Annotated in this window: 12 protein-coding genes; 8 read left to right on the forward strand and 4 right to left on the reverse strand. The window is 52.1% G+C overall.

Going from position 1 to position 15,058, the window contains the following annotated elements; all coding sequences use genetic code 11:
* Together KKD83_07965 and KKD83_07970 are read right to left on the reverse strand one after the other, a co-directional pair.
* Window positions 1-3,927 (reverse strand): DNA-directed RNA polymerase subunit beta (locus tag KKD83_07965; protein ID MBU2536079.1); only part of this gene is annotated, 3,927 nt, incomplete at its 3' end.
* 276 nt (window positions 3,928-4,203) lie between these two features.
* Window positions 4,204-4,494, reverse strand: coding sequence for a hypothetical protein (locus tag KKD83_07970; GenBank protein MBU2536080.1), 291 nt, complete (start codon window positions 4,492-4,494; stop codon window positions 4,204-4,206).
* Between the two features lie 103 nt (window positions 4,495-4,597).
* Here KKD83_07970 and KKD83_07975 point away from each other — a divergent pair, with 103 nt between their 5' ends.
* Together KKD83_07975 and KKD83_07980 are read left to right on the forward strand one after the other, a co-directional pair.
* A complete protein-coding gene (locus tag KKD83_07975; GenBank protein ID MBU2536081.1) occupies window positions 4,598-5,074 on the forward strand; it encodes an NYN domain-containing protein in 477 nt (158 codons plus the stop codon).
* A 388-nt stretch (window positions 5,075-5,462) separates the two neighbouring features.
* A complete protein-coding gene (locus KKD83_07980; GenBank protein MBU2536082.1) occupies window positions 5,463-5,888 on the forward strand; it encodes a hypothetical protein in 426 nt (141 codons plus the stop codon).
* Here the strand turns inward: KKD83_07980 and ychF are convergent.
* Together ychF and KKD83_07990 are read right to left on the reverse strand one after the other, a co-directional pair.
* Window positions 5,878-6,984 (reverse strand): redox-regulated ATPase YchF, encoded by a 1,107-nt coding sequence (ychF, locus tag KKD83_07985; protein ID MBU2536083.1) that lies wholly within the window; start codon window positions 6,982-6,984, stop codon window positions 5,878-5,880. The genes KKD83_07980 and ychF overlap by 11 nt on opposite strands.
* A 34-nt stretch (window positions 6,985-7,018) precedes the next feature.
* The gene (locus KKD83_07990; GenBank protein ID MBU2536084.1) at window positions 7,019-7,246 is read right to left on the reverse strand and encodes a hypothetical protein; all 228 of its coding nucleotides are present in this window, start codon (window positions 7,244-7,246) and stop codon (window positions 7,019-7,021) included.
* A gap of 170 nt (window positions 7,247-7,416) precedes the next feature.
* Here KKD83_07990 and holA point away from each other — a divergent pair, with 170 nt between their 5' ends.
* The 6 genes from holA to KKD83_08020 all read left to right on the forward strand — a co-directional run.
* Window positions 7,417-8,433: a DNA polymerase III subunit delta gene (gene holA / locus KKD83_07995; GenBank protein MBU2536085.1), complete on the forward strand. Its 1,017-nt coding sequence runs from the start codon at window positions 7,417-7,419 to the stop codon at window positions 8,431-8,433.
* 79 nt (window positions 8,434-8,512) lie between these two features.
* The gene (gene alaS, locus KKD83_08000) at window positions 8,513-11,146 is read left to right on the forward strand and encodes an alanine--tRNA ligase (GenBank protein MBU2536086.1); all 2,634 of its coding nucleotides are present in this window, start codon (window positions 8,513-8,515) and stop codon (window positions 11,144-11,146) included.
* A gap of 37 nt (window positions 11,147-11,183) precedes the next feature.
* Entirely contained in the window at window positions 11,184-11,567 is a 384-nt protein-coding gene (gene ruvX / locus KKD83_08005) for a Holliday junction resolvase RuvX (protein MBU2536087.1), read from the forward strand.
* Between the two features lie 60 nt (window positions 11,568-11,627).
* Window positions 11,628-11,834, forward strand: coding sequence for a helix-turn-helix domain-containing protein (locus KKD83_08010; protein ID MBU2536088.1), 207 nt, complete (start codon window positions 11,628-11,630; stop codon window positions 11,832-11,834).
* Between the two features lie 46 nt (window positions 11,835-11,880).
* Complete coding sequence (locus KKD83_08015) at window positions 11,881-13,713, forward strand: IPT/TIG domain-containing protein (GenBank protein MBU2536089.1); 1,833 nt, start codon at window positions 11,881-11,883, stop codon at window positions 13,711-13,713.
* Between the two features lie 30 nt (window positions 13,714-13,743).
* On the forward strand, window positions 13,744-15,058 hold a 1,315-nt coding region (locus KKD83_08020), incomplete at its 3' end, for an IPT/TIG domain-containing protein (GenBank protein ID MBU2536090.1).

Here is a 15,058-nt window from a genome sequence, read left to right on the forward strand (position 1 = left end):
CTCTTCAATTGCAGTTGACTCGGCTTCCAGCTTGGGGGCCTCTTCAATTGCTTCTTCAGCTGCGGTTATGCCTGCTTCTCTCTCATTGATTACCTCGAGGGCAAGCCCCAGACTCTGCAGTTCTTTGACCAGAACCTTGAATGACTCCGGTACTCCAGGCTGGAGGATATCCTCTCCTTTGATAATCGCTTCATAGGCTTTAGCTCGCCCGGTGACGTCATCCGACTTTATGGTCAGCATTTCCTGGAGGTTATGTGCCGAGCCATAGGCCTCCAGCGCCCATACCTCCATTTCACCGAAGCGCTGGCCGCCGAACTGGGCCTTACCGCCCAGAGGCTGCTGCGTGATCAGAGAGTATGGGCCAGTAGAGCGAGAATGAACCTTATCCTCAACCAGGTGGATGAGCTTCATCATATAGATATTGCCTACCGTTACCGGCTGGTCAAACGGCTCACCAGTTCGTCCGTCCCGCAAAACTACCTTGCCGAATGTAGGAGGAGTAGCCTTGCCTTCTCGATTAGCCTTCTTCACAGCCTCCATTAACTCATGCATGCTCAATTCACGGCTTGGTATGCCAAGCTCTTCCAGCCAGATGCGCAGGCAGATTTCTCTTGCTTTTCCGGGATAATCCTCGTTATAGACCTGGTCGCCATCATATCCGCGGCTGCCAACCCATGCCTTGGCCATATCCAGCTGAATTGCTGACTGCTTTCTTTCCGGTGAGTAATCAACCGCGGCTGCTCTATGGGCGATCCAGGCTCTCGCTAGGGCATCCTCGATTGCCATATCATTAGCACCATCAAAGACCGGTGTGAGCACTCTGAAGCCCAATGTCTGGGCTGCCCAGCCGAGATGGGTCTCCAGAACCTGGCCGATGTTCATCCGGGACGGGACACCAATCGGGTCGAGGATGATATCAACCGGCGTGCCGTCGGGCAGGAAGGGCATATTCTCTTTGGGGGCAATGAGGGCAATAACACCCTTATTGCCGTGACGTCCGGCCAGCTTATCACCTACGGAGACCTTTCGTTTTTGGGCAATCCATACCTGAACCCACTCATTGACCCCGGCGGGCAGGTCATCACCGCTATCCCTGCGGGAATATATTCTCACATTGATAACCTTGCCCCATTCGCCGTGTGGAACGCGCAGCGAGGTATCTTTCACATCGCGGGCCTTCTCACCGAAAATCGCCCGCAGTAGTTTCTCCTCGGCAGAAAGTTCCGTCTCGCCGCGGGGAGTTATCTTACCGACCAGTGTATCATCGGGTCCTACCTCGGCACCGATGCGGATGATGCCGTTCTCATCGAGCTCGCGAAGGCTCTCTTCGCCAACGTTGGGGATGTCCCGGGTGATTTCTTCCGGGCCCAGTTTGGTATCACGGGCTTCTATCTCATGCTTGGCAATATGAATTGAGGTGAACTTGTCATTTTCCACGAGGCGGCGGCTGATGATAATAGCGTCTTCAAAATTGTAGCCTTCCCAGCTCATAAAGGCGCAGAGCACATTCTGGCCGAGGGCCAGTTCGCCATCTTCAGTAGCTGAGCTATCGGCGATTACCTGGCCGGCTTCAACGCGGTCACCTTTATTTACCAGAGGGCGCTGGTTGATGCAGGTCCCCTGATTGGTACGGAGAAATTTCATCAGTCCATATTCGTCTTTGCGACCGTTATCCGTGGTGATAACAATGCGATATTTGGCTTCGGCACCGGCATCGTTGACGCTACCGATTTCGGTAACAACCCCGGCATTTCGGGCGAAGATAACCTGGCCGCTGTGTCGGGCGGCTTCTATCTCCATGCCCGTAGCCACCAGGGGCGACTCGGGGGAGAGCAGGGGTACCGCCTGTCGCTGCATGTTGGCACCCATTAAAGCTCGGTTAGCGTCATTATGCTCGAGGAAGGGAATCAGTGCCGTGGCCACGCTGACGATTTGCTTGGGTGAAACGTCCATCAGGGCTATGTTGTCCGCCGTGTCCATCAGGTAGTGGTTGCCTCGCCTGGCTTCGATCTTTTCCTCCAGGAACCGGTTGTTTTCATCAAGGCGGGCATTTGCCTGAGCTATGGTAAATTCCTCCTCCTCATCGGCAGACAGAAATATAATCTCATCGGAAACAAAGGGTTCCACTTTAATTCTGGTATCCGAGAGCTTGGCCAGCTTGGAGGCAATTGCGGGGGTCACGGTAGTCTTTGCCCTGACTATCTTATTTCCTTTGCTATCGACAACCCCCTCTTTGACTATCCTGCCGACCAGCCGCTCATCGGTGCTATTCATCTTGTTGATAACCTTACGGTAGGGTGTCTCGATAAAACCGTACTCATTGATTCTACTGTAGGTAGCCAGCGAACCAATGAGGCCGATATTCGGGCCTTCCGGCGTCTCAATGGGGCAAATCCGACCGTAGTGCGAAAAGTGAACGTCGCGGACATCAAAGCCGGCGCGCTCGCGTGAGAGGCCACCGGGTCCCATTGCCGAAAGGCGGCGCTTGTGCGTTATCTCGGCCAGCGGATTGGTCTGGTCCATAAACTGTGAAAGCTGCGAGCTGCTGAAGAACTCTCTGACTGCCGCCACCACGGGGCGGATATTAACCAGCGCGCTGGGGGTTATCGCCTCCATGCCGATAATGCTCATACGCTCCCGGACTGACTGGGCGAGTCGCAGCAGGCCGACGTGAAACTGGGTCTGCATCAGCTCACCGACCGTGCGTACGCGCCGGTTGCCGAGGTGGTCGATGTCATCGCCGTAATCTAAGCCGTTATTGATAAGTATGAGGTGTCGGACAATCTCAACGATGTCGTCTCTGGTCAGAGCACGCTCTTCCAGTTGTCTGAGTGTCTCCTCGAGCGTAGTATAAAACTGGAGCAGTTCTTCTTGATGGTCAAGCTTGTTGGCCAGTGCCGATTTGAGGTCTTTGAATATCCTGATAACCTCGCGGTCGTTTCGCTCTCCGGCCTGACGTAATTGGGAAACAAATTCTGCCGTTTCGAAGGGCAACTCCAGTGTCTCAATGCCATTTAATATTTTTTCCGCAGCGATGCGGAACTGGCCGAGTCGCTTGTTGAGCTTGTAGCGCCCAACGGCACCCAGGTCATACCGTAGTGAATCGAAGAACAGGTTCTGGATAAGCTTCTTGGCGTTCTCCAGGTTCGGTAGCTCTCCCGGTCTGACTTTGCGGTAGATATCAAGCAGGGCTTCTGCTTGGTCCTTGATGAGCGGGTCGCGTTCAATGGTGGTGGAGATATACTGATGCTCGGGGATGTTATCATCGCTGGAGAAAAGATTCAGCAACTGCTCATCGTTGCCATATCCGATGGCGCGGAGCAGGGTAGTGATGGGGATTTTCCGCTTGCCATCTATCTTGGCGGACAGAATGTTACGGTTGCTGGTCTCGAACTCCAGCCAGGCGCCCCGGGTGGGAATCAGTTTGGCAGAGCAGAGTTCACGTCCTGAGGAGACGTCTTCTTCAACGGTGAAGTAGACGCCGGGGGAGCGCAGTAACTGGCTCACCACGACTCTTTCCGCACCGCTGGTGATAAAGGTGCCTTTGGCCGTCATCAGCGGTATGTCGCCCAGGAAGAGGTCCTGCTCCTTTATCTCACCGGTCTCTTTTATCAGCAGCTGTACCCTGACATAGAGAGGCGCGGAAAAAGTTAAATTGCGGTCGCGGCACTCTGCCTCGGAATGGCCTTGGCGCGGTTCGCGGAACTCGTAGCCGATGAAACTGAGTTCCAGCTTGCTGCTGGTCAGCGTTTTGATGGGCGAAATTTCCCGGAGAAGATGCTTGAGGCCGTTTTCCTGGAAGCGCTGGAAGGAGTCTAGCTGGACTTTAATCAGGTTGGGGACATCTATGATTTGTGGTAGTTTGGCGTAAGATTTTTTGGGAACGGGGTGAATAGTTTGCTCACTGGCTGGTAGAATAGAAACCATACGTATACCTGCTCCTTAAAAAAGACACAAAATTCCTAATCTTTTACTTCAATAACTGAGGCATGTGGCAATAATGCCTTTAATGAAAGGAAACATATGATAGGGTAAAACCCTCAGAGGCATAGTCAAAAGGTAATAATACCATTAATCGAAAATTTTGTCAATACCTATGCCAGTCTGGTTCTGCTCGGTTGTGGTTGGTGGCTATATGGGCAGCGGGAGTAAATAACCATATCTGGACACTGGAAGATGTTGTTTCTCTAGCTGATTAAGAAATTATTTCGTCCTATTTTCCTCACCGCTATAATAGACGACCATTACAGCAATAATACAAAGAACACATGTGCCAATTAGGGCAATGCCTCCGCCAAAATTTCGCATTGCATCATCAGTACTGAGAATCATTGTGATTACACCAATACCCACAAGACCAATTACTACCAGTAGAGAAAAGAGCATCTTAAACCCCTTCTCTGTAATTGCCTGTCGTCTCCTAGCCAAGCCCAATACCACAGCAAGCACGGAAATAAGGCTTGCAACGCTACCAGCTAGATATATCCATTCCATATCCCCATCATTCTATCACTTATGCTCCCCATTTCAAATTGATACACTACCTGCCATATCTAACTTGACACCACCTATTTTAATGGTATAATCGCCTCATAATATGAGAAACTATGCTTTTATCGATGGTACAAATCTACACCTGTCAACCAAGTATTTAGGATGGTCAATCGATTGGCAGTTGTTTAGAGAATATCTAACAAGAAGGCATAGGGTAGCTCAGGCTTATTATTTTATTGGCTATTCACTGCAGCAAGCGGCGCTCTACAACCATCTGAGTAGCTATGGTTACAAATTGATACATAAACCTTTGCTTAAACTACCCGATGGGAGCGTAAAGGGGGACTGTGATGCCGAATTAGTACTACACGCAATGATTCAGTATTACAATTATGACAAGGCAGTAATAGTTACAGGCGATGGTGATATGGCTTGCTTGGTAGAGTATCTTGACAGTATTAGTAAATTCAAACTTGTTATAGCCTGTAAGCCGGATAGTTGTTCACATTTAATACGGAAAGCATCAAAAGACAACATTATGTACATTGACTACCTTCGAGAAAGGTTCGAAAAGAAGTAGAAGGGACAACTATAGGATTCAATACCCACAGTCCTCCCTTCCATCGTGATACGTTATTAGTATGGATTGATTTGCCAAGTTAGTAAATAGTACTTTAGTACTATATAGTATTATTTATCATTAAATATATTACTTGTCTTTAGGGGATAATTACCGAAAAATAAGTTCCCAATGTCGTGGAGATATATCATCCTTAAAGTGCTTAAGGCAATTCTTCAGTTTCGTAAAGCAGTCCACTGAAAGTGCATTCATCAAGCGCATTCCCTATATACCAAACAGCACAATTTGACATAGAACATAAGTTCAAGTAATTGTGACTGGAAAAGAATATATTATCTTCACCCTCTCCCTCCTGCTATAATTAGTAAACAGGTAATAGGACGAAAAGATGACCACGGCAAGATTAGTACTGGCGATTGTCAGCACCCTGGCGGTGGAGGCCGCTTTCTATGCTGTCTGGCGCTGGTTGCTTCCGGAATTTGACATTCAGGTACCGCTGTGGGTGCTGATTGCGGTCATGACCTTCTGGGCGGTATTCGCCGTGGCCGACTTCATATTTGTCACCCACATTATAAAGCGGCAAACGCTGGTGGGCCTGCCCACCATGGAGGGCAGCAAAGGTAAGGCAAAAAGCCCGCTGCATCCGGAAGGCCAGGTCATGATAAAGGGCGAGCTCTGGGGTGCAAAATCAATCGATGGCGATATTGATGTCGGGGAGGTGGTGATGGTGGTGGGGCAGGATGGTCTACAGCTTATCGTTCGCCGGGCTGGCACCCACAATTTAAGAATGTCCGATAATACCTCTACACGTTGAACAGAAAGGTGATAACATCGCCATCCTGAACGACATACTCTTTTCCCTCAAGTCTGAGCAGTCCGTGTTTGCGCCCTTCGGCTAGATTGCCGCACTTGACCAGGTCGTCGAAGCTGATGACCTCGGCCCTGATGAACCCCCGTTCCATGTCGGTGTGAATTTTGCCGGCGGCTTTCACCGCGCTGGTGCCGTTTGGAATGGACCAGGCTTTCACCTCACCGTGGGCGGTGGAGAAAAACGAGACCAGTCCCAGCAGCTCGTAGGACTGCTTGATAACACGGTCGAGCCCTGATTCGGTCAGGCCGAAATCAGCGCGGAACTCGGAGGCAGCTTGTTCATCAAGCTGGCCGAACTCCATTTCCAGTTTGCCGCACAGGGCGATGATACGAGACTTCTCCTGTGTATGGCGGGAGTTCAACTCGACTTCAAGGCTGGTGGTCTCAGACAGTTGTTCCTCTCCGATATTGACCACGATGAGCAAAGGTTTGGCGGTGAGGAACTGATAGCCGGCGAGCAGCCGAGCATCCCCTGCGGCAAGTGATAGCGCCCGTATGGGTACGTCTTTTTCCAGTTCCGCCTTGAACTTCAGCAGGGTCTCCTGCTCGTGAAGGATGGCCTGGCGCTCCGGTGGTTTGGCCCCTTTCAGAGAATCCTCTATTCTCTCCAGCCTCCGTTCGATGATGGCCAGGTCGGAAAAAATGAGTTCTATATTCATGGTGGCGATGTCGCGCTCTGCGTCAAGGCTGCCTTCGGGGTGGGGTACGCTATCGTTGGCAAAGGCCCGTACCACGTTAATCAGCGCATCGGCATTGCTGAGCTGGCTGAGCAGTTCGCCGCCAATCCCTTTAGCGGTCGCCAGGCTCTTCACGGAAGCACCGACGTCGATGTAACGTACCTCGGCGGGGACCACGCGTTTGGGCTGCAACATATCGGCCAGCGTCTGCAGGCGTGGCTCGGGGACTTTGGCTACGCCAATGTGAGCGGCGAGACCATCGCTGGCAAAGCTTCCGGCCTCAGCCTTACTTCCGGTCAGGGCACTAAAGATAGCGGTTTTGCCACTTTTACCCGGCCCGATGATGCCAACGTCAATGCTCATCAGTCCAAACGCACCTCAGGAGGTCGAGGTTTGATTACTGCGGGCTCGTCTTTTTAATCACCTCTCTGGCCTGCTTCAGGGCGAGCTCCCGTTCTTTGGTCATCAGGTTCTCATTAGCGGCAATGTCCAGCAGGGCGAGCAGGGCATCATGGGTGCAAATAACTCCCAGCTGTTCGATGGCCTTTCGCCTCAGGTCAGCGGGCAGTTTCATATCGGCAGCGATTTCGGACAGTTTTTTCAGTTCATCAGGTCTCTCTGACATTGGTGCACCTCTTAACTTAAGCAATATCGACCGAATATCGTGTAACTGATATAAAGTCTACTCTTTGCTGCACAATTTCTCAATAGGGTTTTTACAATTCCAGGTAATAAACAACCGGCAGTTTGGTTGTGGTAGAATGGAGAGGCAAATCACGCCGGAGGAATGGCCCTTTGCTCTACATACTGTACGGAGAAGACGATTTTTCCCGTCAACAAGTGCTGGATGAGATAAAAAGCACCATCGGTGATGAGACTGCTCTGGTCACCAATACCACCGTAATCGACGCGCCGCAGGCGACCATTGGCCAGCTCAGGGCCGTGGCTGAGGCGATGCCCTTTCTCGCCGAGAAACGACTGCTTATTATTCATGGTCTGCTGGAGCGCTTTGAATCCAGAGCCAGGTCGGGACGGCGTAAAAAGGCCGCCAGTACATCGAACCGGCAGAATGAGTACCAGCCGCTGGCCGACTATCTGGTTACCGTGCCTGACAGTACCGTGGTGGTGCTGGTGGATGGGAAGATAAGCAGTAAAAATCCTTTGTTCAGCGCGCTCTCAGCAAAAGCGAAGGTGAAGTCATTTCCGTTGCTGAAAAAAGAGCAATTAATTCAGTGGGTACAGAACCGTGTGGCGGGCAACGGTGGCAGCATATCACCGCAGGCGGTTACCATGTTAACAGATTATGTGGGCAGCAATCTCTGGATAATAGCCAGTGAGATTGACAAGCTGATACTATTTACCGGTGGCGGGCAGATTGAAGCCGATGATGTCAGGCGGGTGGTGAGTTACGTTCATGAGGCCAGTGTCTTTAATCTGGCCGATGCCATTCTTGAGTTCAGGGGAGGTATGGCGGAAAAGCTGGCGGAGCAGTTGCTGCAAAAGGGGGCATCTCCGGCATATCTTCTGGTTATGTTGACCAGGCAGGCACGACTCATTGTCCGGGTAAAAGAATTGAAAAATCAGCGCCGGGCAGAGGCAGAGATTATGGGTCGGCTGGAAATAGCTTCACCATTTATATTGCGACGAACCCTGGAGCAGGCAAGCCGGTATACACTGCCACGATTGAAGGAAGTATATCACAAGCTTCTGGAGACTGACCTGGCGATTAAAACGGGAAGATATGACGCGGAGCTTGCCATCAACATATTAATTGCCGAACTGTGCCAGCGGGCAGCGGTACGTGCAACGTAACCTTCGTTTGACAGCTACAACGTCTTACGCCTAAAATCAAATAATCGACCGTTCGTTCGGTTATTACGTGGAGATATCGATGACCAGCGATGAATTGAGAGATGCTTATTTGAATTTTTTCGTCGAGAAGGGGCATGCTATCATCCCCAGTGACTCCCTCATCCCGCACGGAGACCCCACCCTTCTCTTCACCAGCGCCGGCATGGTGCAATTCAAAGACTACTATTTGGGCAAAGCCATTCCGTCCAACCCCCGTCTTGCTTCGTGCCAGAAATGTTTTCGCATGACTGATATTGAGTCGGTCGGCGATGCCAGCCACCTCACCTTTTTCGAGATGCTGGGTAACTTCAGCATCGGCGACTACTTCAAGAAAGAGGCCATCGCCTGGGCCTGGGAGTTCGTTACCGAGTGGCTTAAGCTGCCCCCGGAACGACTCTGGGCGACCATCTACCTTGATGATGACGAGTCCTTCCAGTACTGGAAGGACGTTGGCGTGCCAGGGGAAAGAATCCTGAGATTCGGTGAGAAGGATAACTTCTGGGGTCCGGCGGGTGACACGGGGCCGTGCGGGCCGTGCAGTGAACTGCACTATGACTTCGGTGAGGAAGTTGGCTGCGGCAAACCTGACTGCAAGCCAAACTGCGAGTGCGATCGATTCTCCGAAATCTGGAACCTGGTCTTCACCCAGTACAATCAGGACGAAGGCGGGAACCGAACCCCGCTGCCCAAACCCAACATTGACACCGGCATGGGGCTGGAGAGAACGATTGCGGCCGTCACCGGCAAGACATCGGTTTACCAGACCGAGTTGTTTACCCCGCTCCTGGACCGTGTGGCGGCGTTGTGTGGGAAAAAGTACGGCGTCGATAAAGAAACCGACGTTGCCATGAGGGTGGTTGCCGAGCACGGACGCGGCATCACCTTCCTCATCGGCGATGGCGTTATCCCCAGCAACGAGGGGAGGGGGTATGTCCTGCGACGCCTGCTGCGCCGGGCAGCCCTCTTCGGCCGGAGATTGGGACTGGACAAGCCGTTCCTGACCGAAATAGCCAGAGCAACAATCGAGCATATGGGGTACATTTACCCGGAGATAAAACAGAGAGAAGAATTCATCATCAAGCTGATTGGGATTGAGGAAGCGAGGTTCAGCGGCACCCTCAATGCTGGTCTGGAATTGCTTGACGGCATACTGGGTGAACTTGCTGGCCGGGGAGAAAAGGAAATTTCGGGGAAACAGGCTTTCAAGCTCTATGATACCTACGGTTTTCCGGTGGAGCTTACGCGGGAGGTTGCTCATGAGCGTGACGTTACCGTGGATGAAGCTGGTTTTGAACAGGAGATGGAAAAGCAGCGGGAAAGAGCCCGCAAGGCCGAACTAACTACCTCCGGCAAGAAAGCGGCGTCGGAGCTGGCTTCTTTATCTCGTTCCTACGAGGCCACGCCGTTTGTCGGCTACCATGATTTAAAACACAAGTCCGTAATTATAGATTTGCTGGTTGATGGCAGTACCGTGGACACCGTGGAAAAAGGCCAGAGTGTAAACCTAATTCTGGAAACGACGCCGTTCTACGGGGAGATGGGTGGGCAGGTGGGCGATGCCGGTCAGATTCGCAGCGTGTCCGGGCAGTTTACTGTTGCCGATACCATCAGGATTCCGCTCGATATCATTGTCCATCAGGGCAAGGTTGCCGATGGCACCCTGGCGGTGGGTGATGAAGTGGAGGCCGAGGTTGATGAAGCCAGGCGTCTGGATATAGCCCGCAACCATACCGCTACGCACCTGCTGCAGCACGCGCTACGGAGCGTCCTGGGCGAGCATGTCCAGCAGAGGGGCTCGCTGGTGGCGCCGGACCAGTTCCGCTTTGATTTCTCGCATTTGAATGCCATGCTGAGAGAAGAGATAGAGTCGGTGCAGCATCTGGTCAACGAGAAAATCCGCCAGAACCTGCGAGTCTACGATGAGGAAGTGCCCTACAAGCAGGCGATATCCGAAGGCGCCATCGCTCTGTTCGACGAGAAATACGGCGACACGGTTCGGGTGCTGCGCATTGGTGAGCCGCCCATCAGCTCGGAGCTATGCGGTGGCACCCACATTAACTCGACCGGGGAGATAGGGTTCTTCCAGATTATCGGTGAGAGCAGCATCGGTGCCGGGCTGCGCCGCATTGAGGCGGTTACGGGAAGTGGAGCGGAGGCATTTGTCGCTCGGCGTTTTGCCAGTCTGGAGCATATTGCCCGTTCACTTCATATTCTGCCCGACGAGGTCGAGTCAAAGGTAGTTACTATTGTCGCCGAGTGTGATACCGAGCGAAGAAGCAGGCAGGCGCTGGAGAGAGAACTGGCCAGAATGAGAGTCGAGTCCCTGCTCAACCAGGCTGAGGAGATAAAAGGAATTAAAGTGCTCGTGGCGCGGGTGCCCTCATCGCGGATAGAGATACTGCGGGAGATGGCCGACCTTATCCGGGATAAGCTAAAGAGCGTCATTCTGGTGCTGGGCACTGTCTCTGAGGGGAGGCCGATATTTCTGGCGGCGGCAACTCCGGACCTTGTCTCGCGGGGTTATGATGCCGGCAAAATCGTACGTGAGGTGGCCAAGGTGGCTGGCGGCGGCGGTGGTGGCAAGCCAAATCTGGCTCAGGCCGGTGGCAAGTACAAAGATAAACTGGATGAAGCCCTTCGAGAGGCTAAAAGCCTGATTCGAGAGGGTTCGTAGGGCCGGGGTGACAACAACACGAAATTTGGGTCTCGATATTGGTGACCGGTGGGTCGGGGTGGCAATGAGCGACCCCCAGGGTATTCTGGCCAGCCCGCTCACCATTATCGACCGCACCGACGAGCAGTCAGCCGTCAACGCTATTCTATCCATCATCGAACAGAATCAGGTGGGAGTGGTTGTTGCTGGTCTGCCGATTTCCATGAACGGCAGCATCGGTCCGCAGGCGGAGAAAGTACAGGATTTCGTTCGGGAATTAAGCAAACATACGGAAGTACCCATTGAGTTCCGGGATGAACGCTTGACCACCGTATCAGCACAGAAGCTCATGAAAATGACCAGGAAAAGAGGCAAAGTCAGGGACGACGCCATGGCCGCCGCGCTCATCCTGCAGGGATATCTAGACGAAAAAATAGCTTGAGGGTTGACAAAAAATTTTTGTTTGTATTATAATTGTTTTGACAAAGTAATATTTAATATCATGGCACCTTTTGATAATTATTATAATGTAATAGAGGCCGGCCGGCGTCTCAAGATTCATCCTGAGACGGTGAAGCGGTTGTGCCGACAGGGAGATATACCGGCGGTTAAGATTCATAATACGTGGCTGATTAGCGGGGATATTCTGGACAATTTTGCCGGAACCTATGTTCCGAAGCGCGGTGCCCGAAAGAGGCTGATAAAGTGAAGGAGAGCGGAAAGGGAACTCTGGCAAAGAGGAGTTTGTTTGGCCAATGAAGTACAGTAGGATTTTCCGCATTGCGGTGGTGGTTATTTTACTTGCCTGGTGGCTGGTGGGATTAACAGGCACACCGGCTATGGCGGCGCCACTGCTTGAGCTATCACCGGACTCTGGCGCGATGGGAACCACGGTTACCATTTCAGGAGAGAACTTCGATTCTTTTAAGGGGGACGAAATCTATATCTTTTTCGACGATAAGGAAATCAGTGCCAGCCCGATAGTTGTCCCGCAAACAGGCAGTTTCCAGCGTGATTTCAATATACCGGAAGATGCCGGGCCTGGAAAGCATACTATCAGGGCGAGGGCTGAATGGGGCTCAACACTGGCAACAAACACCTTTACCGTTCTGGAGCCTGAAATCAGCCTGAGCATTGAATCGGGTTCGGTAGGCAGCAAGCTGGTCGTGGACGGAGAAGGTTTTTACGCCAATAAGGTGGTGTCTGTATATTATGATAATAAAATACTCGGTACACTGACGGCATCATCCACCGGGGAATTCAGTTACAGCTTCAATGTCCCGGACAGCACCGCCGGAACGCATGATATTATAGCGGCGAATGCTAAAGATAATTACTACGAAGTTGAGTTTGAAGTGATACCGTGGATTACTATTAATCCGGTTACAGGAGCGGTGGGGAGTATCATGAAGGTCAACGGCAACGGCTTTGCTTCAAAAAGCGACGTGTCTGTTTTCTTCCAGTACGATGAAGTTGCCTATGCCAAGACGGATGAATCCGGCACTTTTAGGCTTGCCTCCTTCAATGTACCGCTGGCACCTCCGGGCACTTACGACGTTAGGGTTAAGGATGAAGAAAAAAACACGGCCAAATACGAGTTTACTATCACCGCCGGCGCCAGTATTGACCAGAAAACGGCCAGCGTTGGCAGCGAGCTTACCGTCAGCGGTACCGGCTTTGAAGCCAACGGGGAGATAGGTATTGAATTTGACGGCGTGGCAGTGGCAACTATAGCCGCTGATAGCAGCGGGTCGTTTCAGATTGTTTTCAAGGTGCCGGCGAGCCAGCATGGAGAACACACCATCAGCGTAAGTGATGGCGTTAATATCAGGCAGCTTGTCTTTGAAATTGAGTCGGAAGCGCCTCCGGTCCCGGCACCGTTATTGCCAGGTGACGGAAACGAGACGAAGGCAGCAACTTATTTCGACTGGGCAGATGTTGACGACCCGAGTTTACCGTTGCGCTATCAATTACAAATAGCGTCCGATGGTGATTTTGCCTTCGTGGTTATGGAGAAAACGCTGGCCGAATCTGAATATACGCTGAGCGATGAAATGGCACTGGCAGCAGTGACCGAGGACTCACCCTATTACTGGCGGGTAAAGGCGACTGACGGGGCGGCAAATGAGAGCGAGTGGTCAGCCCCTCGGTCGTTTTTGGTGCTGGCACCACCGGCGCCGGTACTGCTGTCGCCGGAAAACGGCGGTGAAGCAGAAGCCCAGGCATATTTTGACTGGGAGGATGTTACGAGCTTGAGTCTACCTGTTACATATCAGCTTCAGGTTGCCGCGACTAAAGATTTCACTAAACTGGTACTGGAAAAAGAAGGGCTGACCGAGTCCGAATACACCGTAATGGAAGAAGAGAAACTGGCAGCGGTAAAGAAAAACGCCCCCTATTACTGGAGAGTAAGAGCCGTTGATGATGCCGGTAATGAGAGTGAATGGTCAACGCCCGGTTCATTTACCGTGGGCTTCTACCTGGCGCTGCCCAACTGGGCACTTTATATACTGATAGCCTTTGGCGCCATAATAATTGGTTTTCTGGCCTTCTGGCTGGGAAGGAGAACCGCTTACAGCGAATCATAGCCAAGCTTAAATTAAATTGGAGGCAACGGAATGAAGAGTGTGCACATGCTGAGGTTAATAGTTTTAATTGTGGTTATGGCCTTGCTGGTCATGGCGGTACCGGTGACTGCACAGACCCGCTCCATTGAGCTGGACCCCGAAGAGGGAACCGTCGGTAGTACGGTTACTGTGGTGGGGGAAGGTTTCAATAAGAGTACCGAGTCTACCGATAGATATATCATCATTTACTTTTCGAGTCAGAAGGCCTCGACTATTGATGTCATTGACGCCAAAGTCACCATCTATGAAGTGGTCAGGGACGGTATATGGCTAAATTTCGATGGTGAATTCAACGAAGCATTCACTGTCCCGGCGGAACTGAACGATGGCGATGATACCGCGGATGTGGTCTCCGGCACCTACTATGCATACGTATGCTACTATACTTTAACGCCGCCTTATAACGTCGTTAAGACAATCCGGGCGGTGGCTGAGTTTACCGTCATCGGCGGTGATATCACTATTGACCCCGAGGAAGGACCGGTGGGCAGTGAGGTTGAAATTACCGGCGAGGACTTTATGGCTGATGAAGGAATCACCGTTTTCTATGACGATAATGAGATAGAGATTGAGAGCGGCGATGATGAGACGGATAGTGCTGGTGAGTTTGTCAGCACCATCCTTATCCCGGAAAGTATCGCCGGTACCCACACCATAAAGGTTACCGTGGGCGGCAGCGAGGCCGAGGCCGAGTTCACCGTTGAAACGGAGATAGTCCTCGACCCGACTTCGGGGGAGGCGGGCGCTGAAGTTATAGTAAACGGCGCCGGCTTTGGGCGGAGGAGTGACGTGGTCGTATATTTCGATGCTGAAGGAGTGGTCACGGACACCACCAGTTCCGACGGTAGCTTTGATGCTACCTTTACCGTGCCCGAGCTTGATAAGGGTATTTACGATGTGGAAGCGGAGGACGACGATGGGAATCTGGACACGGCCAAATTCACCATAACGGTACCGGAACCAACGCAACCAACGCCGACCCCGACACCTTCACCATCAGCTACGGCGATAAACGTTAGCGCCGCCAGTGGCAAAGTCGGCTCCGACCTTATAATCACCGGTGCCGGATTTGCCGCCAGCGGAATGGTTACTATCGAGTTTGGCGATGAGATTCTGGACACGGTTGTTGCTGATGCCAGTGGCATATTTGTCGCCGTTCTAAAGGTTCCATCGGCCAAGGCTGGAGAGCATGCGATATCCATCAGCGATGGTACCAACACCGATGAGGTAACATTCACGGTAGAGGCCGTCCCACCGCCGATACCGAAGCCCCTTCTGCCAGAGATGGGCGTGAAGGCGGAAACAC

The organism is Chloroflexota bacterium, assembly GCA_018829775.1.
Classification (GTDB): Bacteria; Chloroflexota; Dehalococcoidia; order Dehalococcoidales; family RBG-16-60-22; genus E44-bin89.

What these genes read in the sequence shown, in the direction of transcription:
- ychF (MBU2536083.1), bottom strand. Translation starts at nt 6,984, where the DNA reads ATGAGCATTGACGTTGGCATCATCGGGCCGGGTAAAAGTGGCAAAACC.
- KKD83_08015 (MBU2536089.1), top strand. Translation starts at nt 11,881, where the DNA reads ATGAAGTACAGTAGGATTTTCCGCATTGCGGTGGTGGTTATTTTACTT.
- KKD83_07970 (MBU2536080.1), bottom strand. Translation starts at nt 4,494, where the DNA reads ATGGAATGGATATATCTAGCTGGTAGCGTTGCAAGCCTTATTTCCGTG.
- KKD83_08010 (MBU2536088.1), top strand. Translation starts at nt 11,628, where the DNA reads ATGGCACCTTTTGATAATTATTATAATGTAATAGAGGCCGGCCGGCGT.
- KKD83_07975 (MBU2536081.1), top strand. Translation starts at nt 4,598, where the DNA reads ATGAGAAACTATGCTTTTATCGATGGTACAAATCTACACCTGTCAACC.
- KKD83_07980 (MBU2536082.1), top strand. Translation starts at nt 5,463, where the DNA reads ATGACCACGGCAAGATTAGTACTGGCGATTGTCAGCACCCTGGCGGTG.
- KKD83_07990 (MBU2536084.1), bottom strand. Translation starts at nt 7,246, where the DNA reads ATGTCAGAGAGACCTGATGAACTGAAAAAACTGTCCGAAATCGCTGCC.
- alaS (MBU2536086.1), top strand. Translation starts at nt 8,513, where the DNA reads ATGACCAGCGATGAATTGAGAGATGCTTATTTGAATTTTTTCGTCGAG.